The organism is Mycobacterium sp. 5-140-3-2 (genome assembly GCF_035666375.1).
Lineage (GTDB): Bacteria > Actinomycetota > Actinomycetes > Mycobacteriales > Mycobacteriaceae > Mycobacterium > Mycobacterium intracellulare.
Window position 1 is genome coordinate 1,254,248 of the sequence record NZ_CP142025.1, and the last position, 18,901, is coordinate 1,273,148.

20 protein-coding genes and 1 pseudogene are annotated in these 18,901 nt (G+C 68.7%); 11 read left to right on the forward strand and 10 right to left on the reverse strand.

From position 1 onward, the window contains the following. Nucleotides 1–72 precede the first annotated feature (72 nt). The 5 genes from folP to P6281_RS06205 all read left to right on the forward strand — a co-directional run bounded on the left by folP (nucleotide 73) and on the right by P6281_RS06205 (nucleotide 3,280). Nucleotides 73–948 carry a dihydropteroate synthase gene (gene folP, locus P6281_RS06185; protein WP_036397383.1) on the forward strand — a complete coding sequence of 292 codons (876 nt, stop codon included), beginning with the start codon at nucleotides 73–75 and terminating at the stop codon, nucleotides 946–948. Continuing rightward, nucleotides 945–1,943, forward strand: coding sequence for a glucosyl-3-phosphoglycerate synthase (locus P6281_RS06190; RefSeq protein WP_014379457.1), 999 nt, complete (start codon nucleotides 945–947; stop codon nucleotides 1,941–1,943). Before folP ends, P6281_RS06190 begins: the two co-directional genes overlap by 4 nt. Before the next feature lie 59 nt (nucleotides 1,944–2,002). Next, the gene (locus P6281_RS06195; RefSeq protein ID WP_009956316.1) at nucleotides 2,003–2,356 is read left to right on the forward strand and encodes a DivIVA domain-containing protein; all 354 of its coding nucleotides are present in this window, start codon (nucleotides 2,003–2,005) and stop codon (nucleotides 2,354–2,356) included. A gap of 2 nt (nucleotides 2,357–2,358) precedes the next feature. Next, nucleotides 2,359–2,940: a DNA-3-methyladenine glycosylase I gene (locus tag P6281_RS06200; protein WP_009956315.1), complete on the forward strand. Its 582-nt coding sequence runs from the start codon at nucleotides 2,359–2,361 to the stop codon at nucleotides 2,938–2,940. Between the two features lie 166 nt (nucleotides 2,941–3,106). Further along, nucleotides 3,107–3,280, forward strand: a complete 174-nt coding sequence (locus P6281_RS06205) for a DUF3117 domain-containing protein (protein WP_003878471.1) — start codon at nucleotides 3,107–3,109, stop codon at nucleotides 3,278–3,280. A gap of 27 nt (nucleotides 3,281–3,307) precedes the next feature. Here the strand turns inward: P6281_RS06205 and glgA are convergent, their stop codons facing one another. Then, on the reverse strand, nucleotides 3,308–4,480 hold the full coding sequence (gene glgA / locus P6281_RS06210) for a glycogen synthase (protein ID WP_014379458.1): 1,173 nt from the start codon (nucleotides 4,478–4,480) through the stop codon (nucleotides 3,308–3,310). 156 nt (nucleotides 4,481–4,636) lie between these two features. Here glgA and glgC point away from each other — a divergent pair, with 156 nt between their 5' ends. Next, nucleotides 4,637–5,851 (forward strand): glucose-1-phosphate adenylyltransferase, encoded by a 1,215-nt coding sequence (gene glgC, locus P6281_RS06215; RefSeq protein WP_008254617.1) that lies wholly within the window; start codon nucleotides 4,637–4,639, stop codon nucleotides 5,849–5,851. A 113-nt stretch (nucleotides 5,852–5,964) separates the two neighbouring features. Here the strand turns inward: glgC and P6281_RS06220 are convergent, their stop codons facing one another. The 5 genes from P6281_RS06220 to P6281_RS06240 form a co-directional block, all read right to left on the reverse strand. Continuing rightward, complete coding sequence (locus P6281_RS06220) at nucleotides 5,965–6,639, reverse strand: methyltransferase family protein (RefSeq protein WP_009956312.1); 675 nt, start codon at nucleotides 6,637–6,639, stop codon at nucleotides 5,965–5,967. Nucleotides 6,640–6,646: 7 nt separating this feature from the next. Continuing rightward, entirely contained in the window at nucleotides 6,647–8,290 is a 1,644-nt protein-coding gene (locus tag P6281_RS06225) for an ABC transporter permease (protein WP_014384062.1), read from the reverse strand. After that, entirely contained in the window at nucleotides 8,287–9,252 is a 966-nt protein-coding gene (locus tag P6281_RS06230; protein ID WP_014941451.1) for an ABC transporter ATP-binding protein, read from the reverse strand. Before P6281_RS06230 ends, P6281_RS06225 begins: the two co-directional genes overlap by 4 nt. Then, nucleotides 9,242–9,880: a TetR/AcrR family transcriptional regulator gene (locus P6281_RS06235; RefSeq protein ID WP_009956308.1), complete on the reverse strand. Its 639-nt coding sequence runs from the start codon at nucleotides 9,878–9,880 to the stop codon at nucleotides 9,242–9,244. Before P6281_RS06235 ends, P6281_RS06230 begins: the two co-directional genes overlap by 11 nt. Before the next feature lie 72 nt (nucleotides 9,881–9,952). Further along, complete coding sequence (locus P6281_RS06240; protein WP_009956306.1) at nucleotides 9,953–10,621, reverse strand: O-methyltransferase; 669 nt, start codon at nucleotides 10,619–10,621, stop codon at nucleotides 9,953–9,955. A gap of 201 nt (nucleotides 10,622–10,822) precedes the next feature. On the opposite strand from P6281_RS06240, the gene sigE reads away from it, so the two are divergent. The 4 genes from sigE (at nucleotide 10,823) to tatB (ending at nucleotide 14,204) form a co-directional block, all read left to right on the forward strand. Continuing rightward, nucleotides 10,823–11,578 carry an RNA polymerase sigma factor SigE gene (gene sigE / locus P6281_RS06245; protein ID WP_014384063.1) on the forward strand — a complete coding sequence of 252 codons (756 nt, stop codon included), beginning with the start codon at nucleotides 10,823–10,825 and terminating at the stop codon, nucleotides 11,576–11,578. A 141-nt stretch (nucleotides 11,579–11,719) separates the two neighbouring features. Beyond that, complete coding sequence (rseA, locus tag P6281_RS06250; RefSeq protein ID WP_020821917.1) at nucleotides 11,720–12,115, forward strand: anti-sigma E factor RseA; 396 nt, start codon at nucleotides 11,720–11,722, stop codon at nucleotides 12,113–12,115. A 154-nt stretch (nucleotides 12,116–12,269) separates the two neighbouring features. After that, nucleotides 12,270–13,784, forward strand: coding sequence for a serine protease HtrA (htrA, locus tag P6281_RS06255; protein WP_324738658.1), 1,515 nt, complete (start codon nucleotides 12,270–12,272; stop codon nucleotides 13,782–13,784). Beyond that, complete coding sequence (gene tatB, locus P6281_RS06260) at nucleotides 13,785–14,204, forward strand: Sec-independent protein translocase protein TatB (RefSeq protein WP_009956299.1); 420 nt, start codon at nucleotides 13,785–13,787, stop codon at nucleotides 14,202–14,204. It begins immediately after the preceding gene. Between the two features lie 7 nt (nucleotides 14,205–14,211). Here the strand turns inward: tatB and P6281_RS06265 are convergent, their stop codons facing one another. Further along, nucleotides 14,212–15,366: an Mrp/NBP35 family ATP-binding protein gene (locus P6281_RS06265; protein WP_008254633.1), complete on the reverse strand. Its 1,155-nt coding sequence runs from the start codon at nucleotides 15,364–15,366 to the stop codon at nucleotides 14,212–14,214. Between P6281_RS06265 and P6281_RS06270 the strand changes: the two are divergent. Then, nucleotides 15,365–15,634, forward strand: a pseudogene (locus tag P6281_RS06270) (hypothetical protein); the annotation flags it as partial. The gene P6281_RS06265 and the pseudogene P6281_RS06270 sit on opposite strands and share 2 nt — an antisense overlap. Here P6281_RS06270 and P6281_RS06275 read toward each other — a convergent pair. The 3 genes from P6281_RS06275 to P6281_RS06285 all read right to left on the reverse strand — a co-directional run bounded on the left by P6281_RS06275 (nucleotide 15,604) and on the right by P6281_RS06285 (nucleotide 18,877). Further along, nucleotides 15,604–16,926 carry a lytic transglycosylase domain-containing protein gene (locus P6281_RS06275; protein WP_324738659.1) on the reverse strand — a complete coding sequence of 441 codons (1,323 nt, stop codon included), beginning with the start codon at nucleotides 16,924–16,926 and terminating at the stop codon, nucleotides 15,604–15,606. The pseudogene P6281_RS06270 and the gene P6281_RS06275 overlap by 31 nt on opposite strands. 104 nt (nucleotides 16,927–17,030) lie before the next feature. Then, entirely contained in the window at nucleotides 17,031–17,573 is a 543-nt protein-coding gene (locus P6281_RS06280; RefSeq protein ID WP_008254638.1) for a DUF1003 domain-containing protein, read from the reverse strand. Next, complete coding sequence (locus tag P6281_RS06285) at nucleotides 17,570–18,877, reverse strand: magnesium transporter MgtE N-terminal domain-containing protein (protein ID WP_008254643.1); 1,308 nt, start codon at nucleotides 18,875–18,877, stop codon at nucleotides 17,570–17,572. The genes P6281_RS06280 and P6281_RS06285 overlap by 4 nt, the downstream gene beginning before the upstream one ends. Nucleotides 18,878–18,901 lie beyond the last annotated feature (24 nt).

The following is an 18,901-nucleotide window of genomic DNA, read 5'->3' on the forward strand; positions in this document are numbered from 1 at the left end:
TCGGATTTCGCAGTGCCGTCACGCTCGCGACCTGGCACTGCACGCTGTTCGGCGACCAGGCACCATAGACGCGTGCAATCGTCGTTCTGCGGCCGTCCCGTGTCAGCCGATCGCGCGCTGATCATGGCGATCGTCAACCGCACCCCGGACTCGTTCTACGACAGGGGCGCGACCTTCAGCGACGAGGCCGCCCGGGCGGCCGTGCACCGGGCCGTGGCCGACGGCGCCGACGTCATCGACGTGGGCGGCGTCAAGGCCGGCCCGGGCCAAGAGGTCGACGCCGACACCGAGATCGCCCGGCTGGTGCCGTTCATCGAATGGTTGCGCGACGCCTATCCCGACCACGTGATCAGCGCCGATACCTGGCGCTCCGAGGTCGCCAAGGTGGCCTGCGCGGCCGGGGCGGACCTGATCAACGACACCTGGGCCGGCGTCGACCCCGCCCTACCGGAGGTGGCCGCGGAGTTCGGGGCGGGTCTGGTCTGTTCGCACACCGGCAACGCGCAGCCGCGCACGCGCCCGTTCCGGGTGAACTACGGAACCGCCACGCGCGGCGTCGTCGACGACGTGATCGCCCAGGTCACCGCCGCCGCCGAGCGGGCGGTCGCGTGCGGGGTGGCGCGCGACCGAGTACTGATCGACCCGACCCACGACTTCGGCAAGAACACCTTCCACGGGCTGCTGCTGTTGCGGCACGTCGGCGATCTCGTCGATACCGGGTGGCCGGTGCTGATGGCTTTGAGTAACAAGGACTTCGTCGGGGAGACTCTGGGTGTGGAATTGACGGAGCGGCTCGAGGGAACGTTGGCGGCCACCGCGCTGGCCGCGGCCGCCGGTGCGCGGATGTTTCGCGTGCACGAGGTCGCCGCCACCCGCCGGGTGCTGGAAATGGTGGCGTCGATCCAGGGGACGCGCCCGCCGACCCGCACGGTGAGGGGGCTCGCATGACGATGTCGGACCTGGTCGCCGGCGATCTGGCCAGCGACGGGATGCTCGCCGCGAGGCCGGGGGACACCTGGCTGGGCGACCGCAGCTGGAACCGTCCGAGCTGGACCGTCGCCGAGCTGGAGGCGGCCAAGGCCGGGCGGACCATCTCGGTGGTGCTGCCGGCCCTCGACGAGGAAGACACCATCGAGTCGGTGATCGACAGCATCTCACCGCTGGTTGATGGGCTGGTCGACGAGCTGATCGTGTTGGACTCCGGCTCCACCGACGACACCGAGATCCGGGCGGTCGCCGCCGGCGCCCGCGTGGTCAGCCGCGAGCAGGCGCTGCCCGAGGTGCCGATACGGCCCGGCAAGGGCGAGGCGTTGTGGCGGTCGCTGGCGGCCACCCGCGGCGACATCGTGGTGTTCGTCGACTCCGACCTGATCAACCCGCACCCGATGTTCGTGCCGTGGCTCGTCGGCCCCCTGCTCACCTGCCCACCCTCCCGCGGGATTCACCTGGTCAAGAGCTTCTACCGGCGGCCCCTCAACGTCGCCGACGTGGGCGGCAGCGCGGGCGCGACCGGCGGCGGGCGGGTCACCGAGCTGGTGGCCCGGCCGTTGCTCGCGGCGCTGCGCCCCGAGCTGGGCGCAGTGCTGCAGCCGCTGGGTGGCGAATACGCGGCCACCCGCGAATTGCTGACGTCGGTGCCGTTCGCCCCGGGCTACGGCGTGGAGATCGGACTGCTGGTGGACACCTTCGACCGGCTGGGGCTGGACGCGATCGCCCAGGTCAACCTGGGCGTGCGGGAGCACCGCAACCGGCCGCTGGCCGAGCTGGGCGCGATGAGCCGCCAGGTCATCGCGACCCTGCTGTCGCGCTGCGGGATCCCCGACTCCGGGGTCGGCCTGACCCAGTTCGTGGCCCACGGGCCCGACGGCGAGGGCTACACCCAGCACACCTCGCCGGTGTCACTGGCGGACCGGCCGCCGATGCAGGCGATCAGGCCCCGGTAGCCGCCGACGCGGTCACGCTGGGCATCGCCGTGTCGGCGGCATAGGGCAGTATCGATCCCGTGGCGTTGGTGTTGCTGTACCTGGTGGTCCTGGTGCTGGTGGCGATCGTCCTGTTCGGCGCGGCCAGCCTGTTGTTCGGTCGCGGCGAGCAGCTGCCGCCCCTGCCCCGGGGGACGACGGCGACCGTCCTGCCGGCCTACGGGGTGACCGGCTCCGACGTCGACGCCGTCAAGTTCACCCAGACGCTGCGTGGATACAAGACCAGCGAGGTGGACTGGGTGCTGGACCGCCTCGCCCGCGAGCTGGAGGCCCTGCGCGGCCAGCTGGCCGCGGTGCACGCCGCGCCCGCCGCCGACCAGGACCACGAGGACGATTCGGCGGAACCCGGCGAGGGCGAGGATCGTCAGGACTGAATGTGAGCGAAGACGAGCTGGTTCGGTGCAGCTGGGCGGCCATTCGGCCCGGGCCGGACTTCGAGATGTACCGCGATTACCACGACCAGGAATGGGGTCGCCCGCTGCACGACGGGGTGGCCCTGTTCGAACGGATGAGCCTGGAGGCCTTTCAGAGCGGCCTGTCGTGGCTGATCATCCTGCGCAAACGGGAGAATTTCCGGCGCGCGTTCTCCGGGTTCGACATCACGACGGTCGCCGAGTACGGCGACGACGACGTGCGGCGGCTGATGGCCGATCAGGGAATCGTGCGCAACCGCGCCAAGATTGACGCGACAATCGCCAACGCGCGCGCGGCCGCGGAGCTGGGTACTCCGGCGGACCTGGCGGAGCTGCTGTGGTCGTTTGCGCCGTCGCCGCGGTCACGCCCGGCCGACGCATCCCAAATTCCCTCGGCCACTGACGAATCGAAGGCCATGGCCCGTGAACTCAAGCGGCGCGGGTTCCGCTTCGTCGGTCCGACCACCGCCTACGCGTTGATGCAGGCAACCGGCATGGTCGACGACCATATCCGGGGTTGCTGGGTGCCCGCGACCGCCCGCTGAGCACACAGTTGTGGGTCTTTGTACGAGCGGTGACCTGGATAGGGAACAATGGAGGGGTGATAAGTCAGTTCGTGGCCGGGCATGGCTTGAAGTTCGCTGGCGGGGCGTGCTCGGTGCCGACCAGGTCCGCGCGGGCGGGCCAGCTCGAACCTGGAGGGAGCACTCGATGGCGGCGATGAAGCCCCGGACCGGAGACGGTCCTCTTGAAGCAACGAAGGAGGGGCGCGGCATCGTGATGCGGGTACCACTTGAAGGTGGAGGTCGACTGGTCGTCGAGCTGACGCCCGACGAAGCCGCTGCCCTCGGTGACGAACTCAAGGGCGTCACAAGCTCCAGCTAGGGCTTGCCGCCGAACGATTCGGCGGTGCTACGCACACACCTTCCGATAGATCTCCAGGGTCTGCTCGGCGACGTGGGCCCACGAGAACTCCTCGACGCAGCGTCGGCGTCCCGCCTTGCCGTAGCGCTGCGCTTTTGCGCGGTCGGCGACGAGCTCGTTGACCGCCTCGGCCAGTCCGGCCCGATAGCCCGCCACATCGCCGGGGTCGTAATGCACCAAAGTCCCGGTGACCCCGTCGGCGACCACCTCCGGGATCCCGCCCACATCCGAGGCCACCACAGCGGCCCCGCAGGCCATCGCCTCCAGATTCACGATGCCCAACGGCTCATACACCGACGGGCACACGAAAACCGCTGCGGCCGATAAGATTTCGCGCAACTCGCCGATGGGAAGCATTTCCCGGATCCAGAAGACGCCGGTGCGTCCGCGGGCCAGGCCGGCGACCGCATCCCGAATCTCCTCGGCGATCTCCGGGGTGTCGGGCGCCCCGGCGCACAGCAGCACCTGCGCCTCCGGGCTGAACCGGTGGGCGGCCGCCACCAGGTGCGCGACGCCCTTCTGCCGGGTGATGCGGCCCACGAACACCACCAGGGGACGGTCCGGATCGACACCCAGTGCGGCCAGCATCGACTCGCCCTGCGATGGGGCCGCCGGGCACCACACGTCGGTGTCGACACCGTTGCGGATGACGTGCACGGCCCCGGGATCCAGCGCGGGGTAGACGCGCAGGATGTCCTCGCGCATCGCGGAGCTCACCGCGATCACCGCGTCGGCGGCCAGCACTGCGGTGTGTTCGACCCAGGTCGAGATCCGGTAGCCCCCGCCGAGTTGTTCGGACTTCCACGGGCGCAGCGGCTCGAGCGAATGCGCGGTCAACACGTGCGGGACGGCATAGAGCAGCGCGGCCAGGTGCCCGGCCATGCCGGTGTACCAGGTGTGTGAATGCACCACGGTGGCCGCCGATGCCGCGTTGGCCATCAGCAGGTCCGCGGACAGCGTCGTCATCGCCGCGTTGGCGCCCTGCAACCGCGGGTCGGGCTGATGCACCTGCACGCCCTGGGCGCCCGGCCGGGGTGCCCCCATGCAATGCACGTCCACCGCGCACAGCCGGCGCAATTGGCTGACGAGTTCGGTGACGTGTACGCCCGCCCCTCCGTAGACCTCTGGGGGGTATTCCCGAGTCATCATCGCCACCCGCATACCCGCACGGTAGTTCCGCGACGGGGAGGGCCGCGAGCCGGGCGGCACCCTCGGTGCGCCCGCGCAGCCAAATACCTTGACAGACAGCCCCACAGAACGCGGGCAATAGCCCCTTCCCCCTGGCAGCGTTTCGCGGCGGCCGATAGGTTTGACACCATGAGGGAAGCACCACACGTGCTGGGCATCGTCCTGGCCGGCGGTGAGGGCAAGCGGCTGTATCCGCTGACCGCGGATCGCGCCAAGCCCGCGGTTCCCTTCGGCGGCGCCTATCGGCTGATCGACTTCGTGCTATCCAACCTCGTCAACGCCCGCTATTTGCGGATCTGCGTTCTGACGCAGTACAAGTCGCATTCACTGGACCGTCACATATCACAGAACTGGCGGTTGTCCGGCTTGGCCGGTGAGTACATCACCCCGGTGCCCGCGCAGCAACGGCTCGGTCCGCGCTGGTACACCGGTTCGGCCGACGCGATCTACCAGTCGCTCAATCTGATCTACGACGAAGACCCCGACTACATAGTGGTTTTCGGCGCCGACCACGTGTACCGGATGGATCCCGAGCAGATGGTCCGGTTCCACATCGACAGCGGGGCGGGCGCGACCGTCGCCGGCATCCGGGTGCCGCGCAGCGAGGCCACCGCGTTCGGGTGTATCGACTCCGACGAGTCCGGGCGCATCCGCCAATTCGTGGAGAAGCCACTGGATCCGCCCGGCACCCCGGACGACCCCGAGACGACGTTCGTGTCGATGGGCAATTACATCTTCACCACCAAGGTGCTCATCGACGCGATCCGCGCGGACGCCGACGACGACCATTCCGATCACGACATGGGTGGTGACATCATCCCGCGACTGGTCGACGACGGGATGGCCGCGGTGTACGACTTCAGCGACAACGAGGTGCCCGGCGCCACCGACCGTGACCGGGCCTACTGGCGTGACGTCGGGACGCTCGACGCGTTCTACGACGCACACATGGACCTGGTGTCGGTGCATCCGGTGTTCAACCTCTACAACAAGCGTTGGCCGATCCGCGGCGAGTCGGAGAACCTGGCGCCGGCAAAGTTCGTCAACGGCGGTTCCGCGCAGGAGTCGGTGGTGGGCGCCGGCAGCATCATCTCGGCGGCCTCGGTGCGCAACTCGGTGCTTTCGTCCAACGTCGTGGTCGACGACGGCGCGATCGTGGAGGGCAGCGTGATCATGCCCGGCGCTCGCGTCGGCCGTGGCGCGGTGGTGCGCCACGCGATCCTGGACAAGAACGTCGTCGTGGGGCCGGGCGAGATGGTCGGGGTGGACCTGGAGAAGGACCGCGAGCGCTTCGCGATCAGCGCCGGCGGTGTGGTCGCGGTGGGCAAGGGCGTCTGGATCTAGCTCGGTCAGGCACCGCGAACCGTGCTTCGGCGCCGACATTGCGAAAGTTGTTGATCCGCAACATCGTCGCGCCTGGTGGCGCCGACGCCGGGCTAATACCCTCGGCGCGCCGGCTACCAGAGGTAGGGAACCAACCGGTAGCGCACGCGCTCGGCGTATTCGCGGTACCCGGGCAATTCGTCGAAGAGGAGCTTCTCTTCGTCGAACATGCGCAGCGCGAGCACGATGGTGCCGGGGATGACGAAGAGCAGCCCCCAATACGAGTCGAGCGCCAGGGGGATACCGATCATCATGATCACGTTTCCGACGTACATCGGATGGCGCACGAATCGATACAGGCCACCGGACACCAAGGTCTGGTCCGCTTCCACCGTGACCGTGGCGCCGGCATAGTTGTTCTGGACGATCACCAGCATGGCGATGCCGAGCCCGGTCGCCACCAGCAGATCGCCGAGCAGCGACAGCCAGACCGGTACCGACGACCAGCCGAACCGATGATCGAGCGCGCTGAACACCATCGTCGCGAAGAGACCCAGGAACGAGGCGGTGATGATGAACTTCTGCGAGGTTCGGGGTTCGGCCCGCGGGCCGGCACGCATGCGCCGCTGCAGGGCCGCGGGGTTGGCCCTGCTCAGGTAGACCGTGGGCACGATGGTCGCCACCGTGAACACGGCGATGAAAACCCACGCCTGCCAGTAGTGCAGCGTGCCCGCCGGCAAGAGCAGGATCAACACCCACGAGAGAATGCCTCCGAGGGATGTCGTCGTCACGCGGATCCCGGTTTTCATCTCGCTCCTAGCAGCGTAGATCGCGGCGCCGAAAAGCCAGGGCGCCCAGAATTACCAACCCTACGTCGATGGCCAGTAGGCATAGCAAGGGCACGGCGGTGAAATCGGCGCCAATTCTCGGGATGTGCCCGAACGGTTCCAGGTCGAGCAACCACTGCGGGAACCGGGCCAACGATCCGATCAGGTACAGAGCGATGAAACCGATCAGCACGCCCCAGGCCACCGGTGTGAACCGCGGCGCGACGCCGAATACGCAGACCGTCACGGCCGACAACAGCCAGACGGCCGGGAGTTGGACCGCCGCGCTTGCGACGACCATCGCGAGTTTGCCGCCCACATCGCCGGCCGCGATGCCGTAGACAACTCCGGCGGTTACCCCGCAGGCCAGCATCGCGAGCGCGGATCCGCCCAGCGCGGTCACCAAATGGCTCGCGAGCCAACGAGTTCGCGACACCGCGCCGGCCAGCACCGTTTCGGCTCGCTGGCTGGATTCTTCCTGGTGCAACCGCAACGTGAGCGAAACGGCGAACGCGGCGGCCACCATGCCCATCATGGCGAAAGCCACGGCGATGAAGGCCTGCTCGAGGGCGCTGGTGCCGCCCATCCGCGCGACGATATCGCGGGCCGGACCGCTGTCGCCCAGCTCGTCACCGATGCCGTGCACCACGCTGCCCACCAGCAACCCGTATAGGCACAGTCCGACCGTCCACAACAGCAGCGCGGCCCGGTCGAGACGCCACGTCAGCCCGAACGCGTTGCCCAGCGCCGGCGCGGCGGTCGCGGGACCGGGCCGCTCCGCGATGAGCCCCGCGCCGACGTCACGGCCGGCGAGCAGCCAATACGCCACCATGGTCAACGCGGACGCCGTGACCAGGTGCAGCAGCAGCACCCACCAGCGATCACCCGCATACGGTTTGACCAGTAGCGACCACCCCAGCGGAGACAGCCACGACAGTGTGCCCGACCCGGCGTCGCCGACGGCGCGCAGCGTGAACGCGGTTCCCAGGACGGCGAACGCGGCACCGCGGGCGAACCTGGCGCTGGGCGACAACTGCGCGGTCACCGCGGCGACCGCGGTGAACACCAGGCCGGAGCAGGCCAGCGCCGCACCGAACGCCAGTGACCCGGCCGCCGGGACGTCGGTGCTCAGCAGGCCGGCCGCGCCGATCGCGCCGGTGCCGAGCGAGGCCCCGAAAGACAGCAGCAGCGCCGCGCTCAGGCTGGCGTAGCGACCGATCGCGGTCGAGTCCACCAACTCGGTCCGTCCGTTCTCCTCGTCGGCGCGGGTGTGCCGGATCATCGTGAGGATGACGGCCACCGCGATCAGCACGTGGAACATCCCGGCCTTCCAAATCCCCACGGCGCCAAGGCTGTCGCTGTAGACCTGGCCATACAGCGCACGCTGGGCCGGGCTGGCCATGATGGAGGCGGCGAACCCGGCACGGGCGGCCTCGGTGGGGTAGATCTTTTCGATGCTGCCGACGTACACCGTCGCCAGCGGCACCGACAGCAGAAACACCCACAGCGGCAACGAGAGCCGATCCCGGCGCAGGTATAGCCGCAACATCGCAAGCGTTCCGGAGAAGTTCGAACTGCGCTGGGGCGCAGGCGATGCCGACGCGTGAGGCCGGTCCAGTGTGGTCGCGCTCATGACAACGACACCTTTTGCGCATCGCGCCCGTGCCGGCCGTCGCCGCCGGACGCGTCTCCGGACGTGTCATAGTGGCGCAAGAAGAGCTCTTCGAGCGTCGGCGGCTGGCTGACGAGACTGCTCACGCCGGCGTCACCGAGCACGCGGATGAGCTCACCCAGGCTTTCGCTATCGACCTGGGCGCGCAGCGTATTACCCTCGACGCTGATGTCCTCGACGCCCTTGATCCGCCTGAGATCGCCCGGATCGCCGATCATTTCGGCCCTGATCGAGGTGCGGCTCAGATGCCGCATGGAGCTCAGCGAACCACTTTCGATGGTCTTGCCCGCCCGGATGATCGTCACGCGTTCGCACAACGCTTCCGTTTCGGCCAGGATGTGGCTGGACAACAACACCGTCGTGCCCCGGTCACGGGCCTGCGCCACGCACTGTTGAAACACGTTCTCCATCAGCGGGTCCAGTCCACTGCTGGGCTCGTCCAGGAGCAACAGCCTGGCATGGGACGAGAACGCCGAGATGAGGGAGACCTTCTGGCGGTTGCCCTTCGAATACGTGCGGGCCTTCTTGTGCGGGTCCAAATCGAAGCGCTCGATCAGCTCCGCGCGGCGCCGCTTGTCGATGCCGCCGCGCATGCGGGCCAGCAGGTCGATGGTCTCTCCACCTGTCAGCGACGGCCACAGCGTCACATCACCAGGAACGTAAGCGATTTGACGATGCAGCGCAACGGATTGGGTCCAGGGATCACCGCCCAGCAACCGCACGCTACCGCTGTCGGCCTTCACCAGGCCCAGCAGGATGCGGATCGTGGTGGACTTCCCGGCGCCGTTGGGGCCGAGGAATCCGTGGACCTCCCCCTCTCGCACAGTGAGATCGAGGCCGTCCAGCGCCTGCACCGCGCCGAATCTCTTGGTGAGGCCCCGGATTTCGACAGGGGCGGAGCCGACTGAATTTTCAGGTGCCATGGAATTCTCCTTGATCTTCGGCAGCCAGGAACGCGTCGTACATGGTCCGGTCGGTCAGCAGCCCTTCGGTATAGACCTCGAGGGCGGGCAGGATCATGTCGCGCGAGTAGTCGCGCAGCACCGCGCGCAGATCCGTTGGTGTGTCGTGCATTTGGATGTAGAGCAGGAATCCGCCGCCTCCGGTGATCGCCAGATACTTGGCCCGGGCCTGGGGATCGCGGCTGGGTTTGATCGTCCCTGCGCGCACGCCCTCTTCCATGTACCCTTCCGTGTTGTCAATCATCCTGCGCCACATCATGTTCGCTAGATCGCCGCCGGTCTGCATGCTGCGCACCAGGTATGCCATCAGTGGTGCGTAGTCCTCGATCTCTGCCAACTGGGCGAACCAGGTGGCCGGGTCGTTGGACTGGATAGCCTCGGACTTGGTGTTGCGGATCTTTTCGGCGATGTAGTCCTCGCAGGCCTTGCGCAGGCCCTCCTTGGAGCCGAAGTGGTGGATCACCAGCGCGGCACTCACGCCCGCCGCTTCGGCGATGGCGCGAAGCCCGACACCGAACCCGTGCTCGCCGAACTGCTCGATGGCCGCATCGCGGATCCGGGCGGCGGCCGTCAGGTCGGCTGAACGCATGTTCAGTACACTAAACATGCGTTCAGCCCGCGGTCAAGGACGACCCGCGTCAAGAATTCGTAAAAGTGCGAATCAGTCGCGAACGGCGGCCAGGATGCCGTCGCCGAGCGGCACCAGCGCCGGGGTGAGCCGCTCGTCCTCGGCGATGAGGCGGGCCGCCTCGCGCACCGCCACCACCTCGGCGTCGCGGGCGGTCGGATCGCCGGCCCGCCCGCCCAGTGCGGCCCGGTGCACCACGATCACGCCGCCCGGGCGCAGCAACCGGACGCCCTCGACGACGTAGTCCGGCTGATCGATCGGGTCGGCGTCGATGAACACCAGGTCATAGGACTCGTCGGCGAGCCGGGTGAGCACCTCTTGGGCGCGGCCGCCGATCAGCCGGCTGCGCGACGGTCCGATGCCCGCCTCGCTGAACGCCTGCTTGGCCAGCCGCAGGTATTCGGGCTCGATGTCGATCGTGGTCAAGACGCCGTCGTCGCTCATGCCCGACAGCAACCACAAGCCGCTGACGCCGGCGCCGGTGCCCACTTCGGCGACGGCCTTGCCGCCGCTCAGCTTCGTAAGCATGCTCAACAACGCCCCGACGGCCGGCGTCACCGCGCCCGCCCCGATGTCGACGGCCCGCTCCCGGGCGGCGGCCAGCAGCGCGTCCTCCGATATCGATCCCTCGGCGTGGGCAAACAGCGATTCGGCCCGGCTGGGCGCCGTGTGGCCAGGGGCTTCTGCGTCGGTGCCGTCCATGCCCGCAGCGTATTCCAATTCATCGCACGAACGGACAGGCGCGCCTGAACCGCACGCTGGCGACACGCCCAAGAGGCCCGGCGCGTTTAAGGTCACCGCGCGGTGGATATTTCCTGCACAACGCAGGGCAAGAAACGGTTTCTCAGGCGCAGCTCAGATTGTTCATATACCGCACATACGCCGATACGCGACGGTGTCCGTATGGATCGCGGAGCGCGTTGGACGGGGAATACCGAATGGCAGCTGCCTGTTGCCGTCAATGACGAAGTGCCACTGGGTGGCGCACCCGATTCGGAGGAATTGATTATCACCACTCTTCTCAGTCCGTCCAGCATGTCGCACGCGCAAGAGCGCCCCACCGACGAGTGGGTGGAGCCCTCGGACGTCCCGCAGGGGACCGCGGTTTTCGACGCGACCGGGGACAAGGCGGCCATGCCGTCGTGGGACGAGCTGGTACGCCAGCACGCCGACCGGGTGTACCGGCTGGCCTACCGGCTTTCCGGCAATCAGCACGACGCCGAGGACCTCACCCAGGAGACCTTCATCCGGGTCTTCCGGTCCGTGCAGAACTATCAGCCGGGAACGTTCGAAGGGTGGCTGCACCGCATCACCACCAACCTCTTCCTCGACATGGTGCGCCGACGCGCGCGCATCCGGATGGAGGCGCTGCCCGAGGATTACGAGCGGGTGCCCGCCGACGAGCCCAACCCCGAGCAGATCTATCACGATTCACGGCTGGGGCCCGATTTGCAGGCCGCGCTCGATTCGCTGCCGCCGGAATTTCGCGCGGCCGTCGTCCTGTGCGACATCGAAGGCCTGTCCTACGAGGAGATCGGTGCCACCCTGGGCGTGAAGCTCGGGACCGTCCGCAGCCGCATCCACCGCGGACGCCAAGCCTTGCGGGACTACCTGGCCGCCCACTCCGGTCGGCAGGAACTGCGCGCCCAGTCGGCGTAGGCAGCGTCGCCCGCCTGTTTCGGCAGCGGAGCGATCAGGTAGATATTCAGCGGCTTTGCGCCCGTAGCTGCGGTATTGCGCACCGGCTCGCGCTACATTCGAGAGGAGGCGGCAATGAGAATGAGTGGCAAGGAGCTGGTAATGCCCGATCGAGGACATGTGTTCCGCCGCGCGTTCTCCTGGCTTCCCGCCCAGTTCGCCTCCCAGAGCGACGCGCCCGTGGGCGCACCCCGCCAGTTCGGTTCCACCGAGCACCTGTCCGTCGAAGCAATCGCCGCGTTCGTCGACGGCGAGTTGCGGATGAACGCTCACCTGCGGGCCGCGCATCACCTGTCGATGTGCCCCCAGTGCGCGGCCGAGGTCGACGATCAGAGTCGGACGCGCGCGGCGCTGCGCGACTCCCACCCCATCCGCATCCCCAGCACGCTGCTCGGCATGCTGGCCGAAATTCCCTACGACTCGCGCGACGACTCGACCGCGCCGGCCTCCGACCCCTTCGCCGACCGCGAGGCCCGCGAGCGGCGCAAGCGCCGATAGTCGGACCCGCTGCGCACTCGCCCCACACGCTCGTTCATGTCGCCCTACGGCGCGCCGTGGATACTAGGGTGGACACGGACAACGCCGGTGCCGCGTATCTCGGCCGGTAAAGGCCCGTCTCGCGCGCTCAAGTAGAGGATCCAAAAGGGATAACGTGACGTCCGACCAAGGCTTCGACCGAAGCAATGACAGCGGCAACCGCCTGGCGCCGCGCCCCGTCTCGCGTCCGCCGGTCGACCCCGCATCGCGTCGGGAGTTCAGTCGTCCCGACGGGTTGCGCGGGTCGTTCGTGGCCGAGCGCGTCCGCCCGCAGAAGTACCGGGACCAGGCCGAATTCCGGCCGAGCGATCGTCCGGCCGACCCCGTCCTCGAGGAGGCGTTCCACCGGCCGGAGGGCAGCTCCGATTCGCTGCAACGCCACCCCGTGGACGTGGGCGCGCTGGCCGCCGAGAAAAACGGCGGGGAGCCCGACGAGCTGGACGACCCCTGGCGGGACCCGGGGGCCGCGGCGGCCCTAGGAACGCCGGCGGTCGCGCCATCGACGTCGCGCTCCGCCCTGGGCTACGGCGGCAAACTGGGCGTGCGCGACGTGCTGTTCGGCGGCCGGGTGTCCTACCTCGCGCTGCTCGTGTTGGCGCTCATCGCGTTGGTCATCGGCCTCGTCGGCGGGGTGGTGGGCCGCAAGACGGCCGAGGTCGCCGAGGCGTTCACCACCTCCAAGGTGACGCTGTCGACCAACGGCAACGGGGAAGGCCCGGCCGGGCGCTTCGCCAAGGTGGCGTCGGCGACCGCGAACTCCGTGGTGACCATCGAGTCCAAGAGTGACCAGGAGGGCATGCAGGGCTCCGGCGTCGTCATCGACGGGCGTGGCTACATCGTCACCAACAACCACGTCATCTCCGAAGCGGCGAACAACCCCAGCCAGTTCAAGACCACCGTGGTGTTCAACGACGGCAAGGAAGTGCACGCCAACCTGGTCGGGCGCGACCCCAAGACCGACCTGGCGGTGATCAAGGTCGACAACGTCGACAACCTGAGCGTGGCGCGCCTGGGCGATTCCGACAAGGTGCGGGTGGGTGACGAGGTCCTCGCCGCGGGTGCGCCGCTGGGGCTGCGCAGCACCGTGACGCACGGCATCATCAGCGCGCTGCACCGGCCGGTTCCGCTGTCCGGGGAGGGCTCGGACACCGACACGGTGATCGACGCCCTGCAGACCGACGCGTCGATCAACCACGGCAACTCGGGTGGCCCGCTGATCGACATGGATTCCCAGGTGATCGGCATCGACACCGCGGGTAAGTCGTTGTCGGACAGCGCAAGTGGGCTCGGCTTCGCGATCCCGATCAACGAGGCCAAGGAAGTCGCCCAGACCTTGATCCGGGACGGAAAGATCGTGCATCCGACGCTGGGCGTCAGCACCCGCTCGGTGAGCAACGCGATCGCCTCCGGCGCCCAGGTCGCCAACGTGAAGGCGGGAAGTCCGGCGCAGAAGGGCGGCGTCCTGGAAAACGACGTCGTCGTCAAGGTGGGTAACCGCAAGGTTGCCGACGCCGACGAGTTCGTGGTCGCGGTGCGGCAGCTGACCATCGGCCAGGATTCCCCGATCGAGGTGGTCCGCGATGGCCGCCACGTCACCCTGACGGTGAAACCGGACCCGGATAACGGCTAGATGTTCGCCAACGTCGGCTGGGGAGAGATGCTCGTCCTCGTCGTGGTCGGGTTGGTGGTCCTCGGCCCCGAACGGCTCCCCGGCGCCATCCGATGGTCGGCCAACGCGCTGCGTCAGGCGCGCGATTACCTCAGCGGTGTGACCAGTCAGCTGCGCGAGGACCTCGGGCCCGAGTTCGACGACCTGCGGGGCCCGCTCAGCGAATTGCAGAAGCTGCGCGGCATGACCCCCCGCGCCGCGCTCACCAAGCACCTGCTGGACGGCGACGACTCGTTTCTGACCGGAAACTTCGACAAGCCGGTGAACGGCGCCCCGCCGGAGACGCCGCCACCCGCGCCTCCCACGCCGGCGAACGGCCAGACGCTTGGGGCGGAACAGCAGACGGGCGACCGCACGCCGTTCGACACCGACGCGACCTGAACCGGTTTCAGCGGCCTTTGGGATCGAGCCCGAGCGATACGCCGGCCAGCCCGCGCCGACGTGAGGACAAACTGTCGGCCACCCCGCGCAGCGCCTTGCCCACCGGCGAATCCGGCGCACTCAGTACCAGCGGAACGCCGGAATCGCCCGCGGCCACCAGCTCGGGATCCAGCGGGATCTGGCCCAGCAGCGGCACATCGGCGCCGACCGCGCGCGACAACCGCTCGGCCACCTGCTCGCCGCCGCCCTCACCGAACACCTTCAGCGTCGAGCCGTCCGGCAACGTGAGCCCGGACATGTTCTCCACGACGCCGGCGAGGCGTTGGCGCGTCTGCAGCGCGATGCTGCCGGCCCGCTCGGCGACCTCGGCCGCCGCCAGCTGTGGCGTCGTCACCACCAGAATCTCCGCGTTGGGGATCAGCTGAGCCACCGAGATGGCGATGTCGCCGGTCCCCGGCGGCAGATCGAGCAGCAGCACGTCCAGGTCGCCCCAGTAGACGTCGGCCAGGAACTGCTGTAGCGCGCGGTGCAGCATCGGTCCGCGCCACACCACCGGAGTGTTGCCCTCGGTGAACTGAGCGATCGAGATGACCCGCACCTCGTGCGCGATGGGCGGCAGGATCATCGACTCGACCTGGGTGGGCCGGTCGGTGGTGCCCATCATCCGGGGGATGGAATGGCCGTGGATGTCGGCGTCCAGCAGCCCGACGGACAGGCCGCGGGCCGCCATCGCCGCGGCCAGGTTGACCGTGACGGTGGACTTGCCGACCCCGCCCTTCCCGGACGCCACCGCATAGACCCGCGTCAGCGAATTCGGTTGTGCGAACGGGATAATCGGCTCGCGGGCGTCACCGCGCAGCTGCTTGCGCAGCTCGGTGCGCTGTTCGTCGCTCATCACGTCCAGGGTGACCTTCACCGCGCCGGTGCCCGGGACGTCGGAGACCGCCTGGCTGACCCGGTCGCTGATCTCGTTCTTCTTCGGACAGCTGGCGGTGGTCAGATAGATCGCGACGTGAACCGAGCCGTCGGGTTCGGTGTCGATGCTTTTGACCATCCCGAGATCGGTGATGGGGCGCCGCAGTTCGGGGTCGATCACCTTCCCCAGTGCGGTGCGAATCGCCGCGCTCAGGTCGGCTGCGTCAGAAGAGTCGTGGCTGGACATCACCGCCGAGTGTAGGCGTGCGCGACGGAGCGGTTGGGCGGCGACCCGCTCAGGATCGTTTGGCGGCGACCCGCTGCGCCCGGCCTTGCCGCGCTTGCGATCGCCGCGGGGTCAGTTGGCGGCGACCCGCTGCGCCCGGCTTCGCCGCGCTTGCGATCGCCGCGCTTGCGATCGCCGCGTGTCAGTTGGCGGCGACCCGCTGCGCCCGGCTTCGCCGCGCTTGCGATCGCCGCGGGGTCAGTTGGCCGGGCCCGGCGTGGGCTTAAGCGGCGCTGACGCGTTCGGCGCCGCCGGGGGAGCGGCCGGCTTGGGCGACGGTGCGGCTTGCGGCGCAACCGGGGGTGCCGGCGGCGCGATCGGTGCCGGGGGCGTGACGACATCCGGGGGCGGCGGAGCGAACGGCGGCTGCGCGAAGGGCGCAGGCGGCGCGAACGGTGGCGGGGGCCCCGCGGGCGCCGCGCTTTGGGTGCTGATGCAGATCACGGTGCACCCGGGAAGTTGGGTCGGCGCCTGCTGAGGCGTGGGAGACATCCAGGGGAACATCGGCGGCGGACTGACCATCGCCGGGCTGCTCAGGTCGATCAGCGGCACGCGCGCCAGCGGGTCGTCCATCGGCAGGCCGTTGATGTTCATCGGCAGGTTGGGTCCGAGCCCCTCGGGATGCTCGAGGTGCGCGTCGCCCAGCGGCGGCGGCGGTCCGGTCATCGGCGGCAGGTCGACCGGGACGACGCCCGTGGCGTAGGCTGCCGCCCAGCCCAGCACGTTCTGCGCGTAGGGCATCGAGTTGTTGTAGCGCAGAATCGCGGCCAGCACCTGCGACTGATCACGCAGGTTCAGCCCGCCGCTGCACAAGTACCGGGCGGCCGCGAGCGTCGAGTCGAACAGGTTCTGCGGGTCGGCCACGCCGTCGCCCTTGCCGTCGGAGGCGTAGCGCGCCCAGGTCCCCGGCAAGAACTGCATCGGTCCCATCGCGCGGGCGTAGGTGACGCGACTGCCGGCGCTGCTCTGGATGATGACCTCGTTGCCGGGCAGCGTGCCGTCCAGCGACGGGCCGTAGATCGGGTTGATCGCGGTCCCGCGTGCATCCACCGCACCGCCGCCCGCGTGGCCCGATTCGATGCGCCCGATGCCGGCCAGCAAATTCCAGCTGACGCCGCAACCCGGGGCGGCGACGGCCATCTTCTGCTCCGCATTGCGGTAGGCGGCCAATGCGATGCTCGGAATGCCCAGTGCGCCACGCGCATTGACGATCATCGCCGGCGGCGGCGCGGACAGCGCGGGCTCGGCGACGTGAAAGGCGGTGGGGCTGCGGTCGATTGGGACGACGGCGGGCCCGGAGAGGTCCGGGAAGGAGGGCGAGACCGCGGCCACCGGAGTGACGGCGGCGTGGACCGGCGGCATGTGCGCCGGAAGTTCAGGAGCCGCCCCGCTGACGGCGCCCGCGAAGACCAATGGAGTAATCATGGCGACGCCGAATATCGGCTTGCGCGTGTTCCGAAGTGCTTGCTGCCGCACAGTCGCGGCGGCCGGGCTCGCACCCCGGCTTCCCCCTATGCGCACTCGACCGTCCTAGTGTGAGCTGGGCGTACTTTCTGTTAGCTCGGTGAACCAGATCACCATACATAACTCTTGTGACACGAGTGGCGCAATGGTTGAAGAGGTTCTCACCTGGATTTCTTAGCCGCGCGCTCCAAGTTGTCGCCCTGCCGCGGAGGCCCCGAGTCCGGGGTCCCGGGCTGCAGATTGGCCAGCCTTTCGCGCAGGTCATCCAGCTCGTGGCGCAGGTATTCACGCGTCACCACCTCGCCGACGGCCAGGCGTAACGCGGCCAGTTCGCGGGCCAGGTACTCGGTGTCGGCCTTGGTCTGGGCGGCGCGACGGCGGTCCTCTTCTAGCGTGACGCGGTCGCGGTTCTCCTGCCGGTTCTGCGCCAGCAGGATCAGCGGGGCCGCGTAGGCGGCCTGGGTTGAGAACGCCAGGTTCAGCAGGATGAACGGGTAGGGGTCCCAGCGCACCGTCACCGCGAACAGGTTCAACGCGATCCACACGAACACCACGACCGTCTGCAGCAAAAGGTAGCGGCCGGTGCCGAAGAACCGCGCGATGGACTCGGTGAATTGCCCGACGGTCTCGGGGTCCAGCCGCGGCGAGTATCTGCGCGATGTCCGCGGGGTGTACAGCCCTCGCGGAGCCGTGGATTTGCTCACGAGGATCCTCCCAGTCCTTCGAACCGGCCGGCGGTGTCGAGTTCCTGCATGTCCACGCGCCAGTCGTGCGGCAGCAGGTGATCGAGCAGGTCGTCCACCGTGACCGCGCCCAACAGGTGGTTCTGGTCGTCGACGACGGGACCGCACACCAGGTTGTACGCGGCGAGGTAGCGGGTCACGGCGACCAGCGGAGTCTCCGGTGTCAGCGTGAGCAACTCGCTGTCGACGATCCCGCCGACCAGCTCGGCCGGCGCCTCGCGCAGCAGCCGCTGCAAGTGCACGCAGCCCAGATAGCGGCCCGTCGGCGTCGCCGTTGGCGGCCGCGCGACAAAAACCATCGACGACAGGGCGGTGCTCAGGTCCGGATCGCGGACCCGTGCCAGCGCTTCCGCGACCGACGTGTCGGGGGTGAGCACCACCGGATTGGAGGTCATCAGGCCGCCCGCGGTGTCCGGCGAATGCGTCAGCAGCCGGCGCACGGGGGCGGACTCGTCGGGGTCCATCCGGGTCAGCAGCATCTCGGCGTCGGTGGGGTTCAGCATGCCGAGCAGGTCGGCGGCGTCGTCGGGATCCATCTCCTCGAGCACGTCGGCCGATCGCTCGGTGCCCAGCTGCGAGAGCACCTCGGCCTGATCCTGCTCCGGCAGCTCCTGCAGGATGTCGGCCAGCCGGTCGTCGTTGAGCGCCCTGAGCACCTCGTAGCGGCGCTTGGCCGGCAGCCCGCGGATCGCGTCGGCCACATCGACCGGCTTGCGCCCTTCGAACTGGCCCAGCAGCTGCGCCACGCCCTGCCCCGGCAAGGCCAGGGCCGACGGGGTCAAACCCTGCACGCTCTGCCAGTCCACGACGTGCACGGGACCGCGCCGTCCGAGCCGCCGGTGGGTGCGCACGGCGACCCGGCTCACCATCCAGTCGCGCGTCCGGTTCTGTTCGATGCCCAGGTCGGTGACCACCACGTCGAGGCCGGCCAGCTCCGGCAGTTCGGGGTCGTTGACCTTGACCTGAGTGTCCAGCACCTGGCCGATCGCCAGCACCTCCCCGGGTCGCTGCACGAAGTGGCGTAGGGACACGTTGCCGGTGCTCAGCGTCACGGCGTTGGGCTCGATGGACGCGACCCGCAGGATCGGGATGAAGATGCTGCGCCGGGTCGCGAGGTCGACGACCAGTCCCAGGACCCGCGGCTGCTGGCGGACGATGCTGATGCTGATCACCACGTCGCGGATCCGACCGACGGATTCCCCGAGTGGACCCAACACCAACATTCGCGCGAGCCGCGCGATGTACACCCTGTTGACCGATCCCATGGAAGTAGAGCCTAGGCAGCCGCC

What these genes read in the sequence shown, in the direction of transcription:
- P6281_RS06190 (WP_014379457.1), top strand. Translation starts at nt 945, where the DNA reads ATGACGATGTCGGACCTGGTCGCCGGCGATCTGGCCAGCGACGGGATG.
- P6281_RS06205 (WP_003878471.1), top strand. Translation starts at nt 3,107, where the DNA reads ATGGCGGCGATGAAGCCCCGGACCGGAGACGGTCCTCTTGAAGCAACG.
- glgA (WP_014379458.1), bottom strand. Translation starts at nt 4,480, where the DNA reads ATGCGGGTGGCGATGATGACTCGGGAATACCCCCCAGAGGTCTACGGA.
- glgC (WP_008254617.1), top strand. Translation starts at nt 4,637, where the DNA reads ATGAGGGAAGCACCACACGTGCTGGGCATCGTCCTGGCCGGCGGTGAG.
- P6281_RS06220 (WP_009956312.1), bottom strand. Translation starts at nt 6,639, where the DNA reads ATGAAAACCGGGATCCGCGTGACGACGACATCCCTCGGAGGCATTCTC.
- P6281_RS06225 (WP_014384062.1), bottom strand. Translation starts at nt 8,290, where the DNA reads ATGAGCGCGACCACACTGGACCGGCCTCACGCGTCGGCATCGCCTGCG.
- P6281_RS06230 (WP_014941451.1), bottom strand. Translation starts at nt 9,252, where the DNA reads ATGGCACCTGAAAATTCAGTCGGCTCCGCCCCTGTCGAAATCCGGGGC.
- P6281_RS06235 (WP_009956308.1), bottom strand. Translation starts at nt 9,880, where the DNA reads ATGCGTTCAGCCGACCTGACGGCCGCCGCCCGGATCCGCGATGCGGCC.
- P6281_RS06240 (WP_009956306.1), bottom strand. Translation starts at nt 10,621, where the DNA reads ATGGACGGCACCGACGCAGAAGCCCCTGGCCACACGGCGCCCAGCCGG.
- sigE (WP_014384063.1), top strand. Translation starts at nt 10,823, where the DNA reads ATGGATCGCGGAGCGCGTTGGACGGGGAATACCGAATGGCAGCTGCCT.
- rseA (WP_020821917.1), top strand. Translation starts at nt 11,720, where the DNA reads ATGCCCGATCGAGGACATGTGTTCCGCCGCGCGTTCTCCTGGCTTCCC.
- tatB (WP_009956299.1), top strand. Translation starts at nt 13,785, where the DNA reads ATGTTCGCCAACGTCGGCTGGGGAGAGATGCTCGTCCTCGTCGTGGTC.
- P6281_RS06265 (WP_008254633.1), bottom strand. Translation starts at nt 15,366, where the DNA reads ATGTCCAGCCACGACTCTTCTGACGCAGCCGACCTGAGCGCGGCGATT.
- P6281_RS06285 (WP_008254643.1), bottom strand. Translation starts at nt 18,877, where the DNA reads ATGGGATCGGTCAACAGGGTGTACATCGCGCGGCTCGCGCGAATGTTG.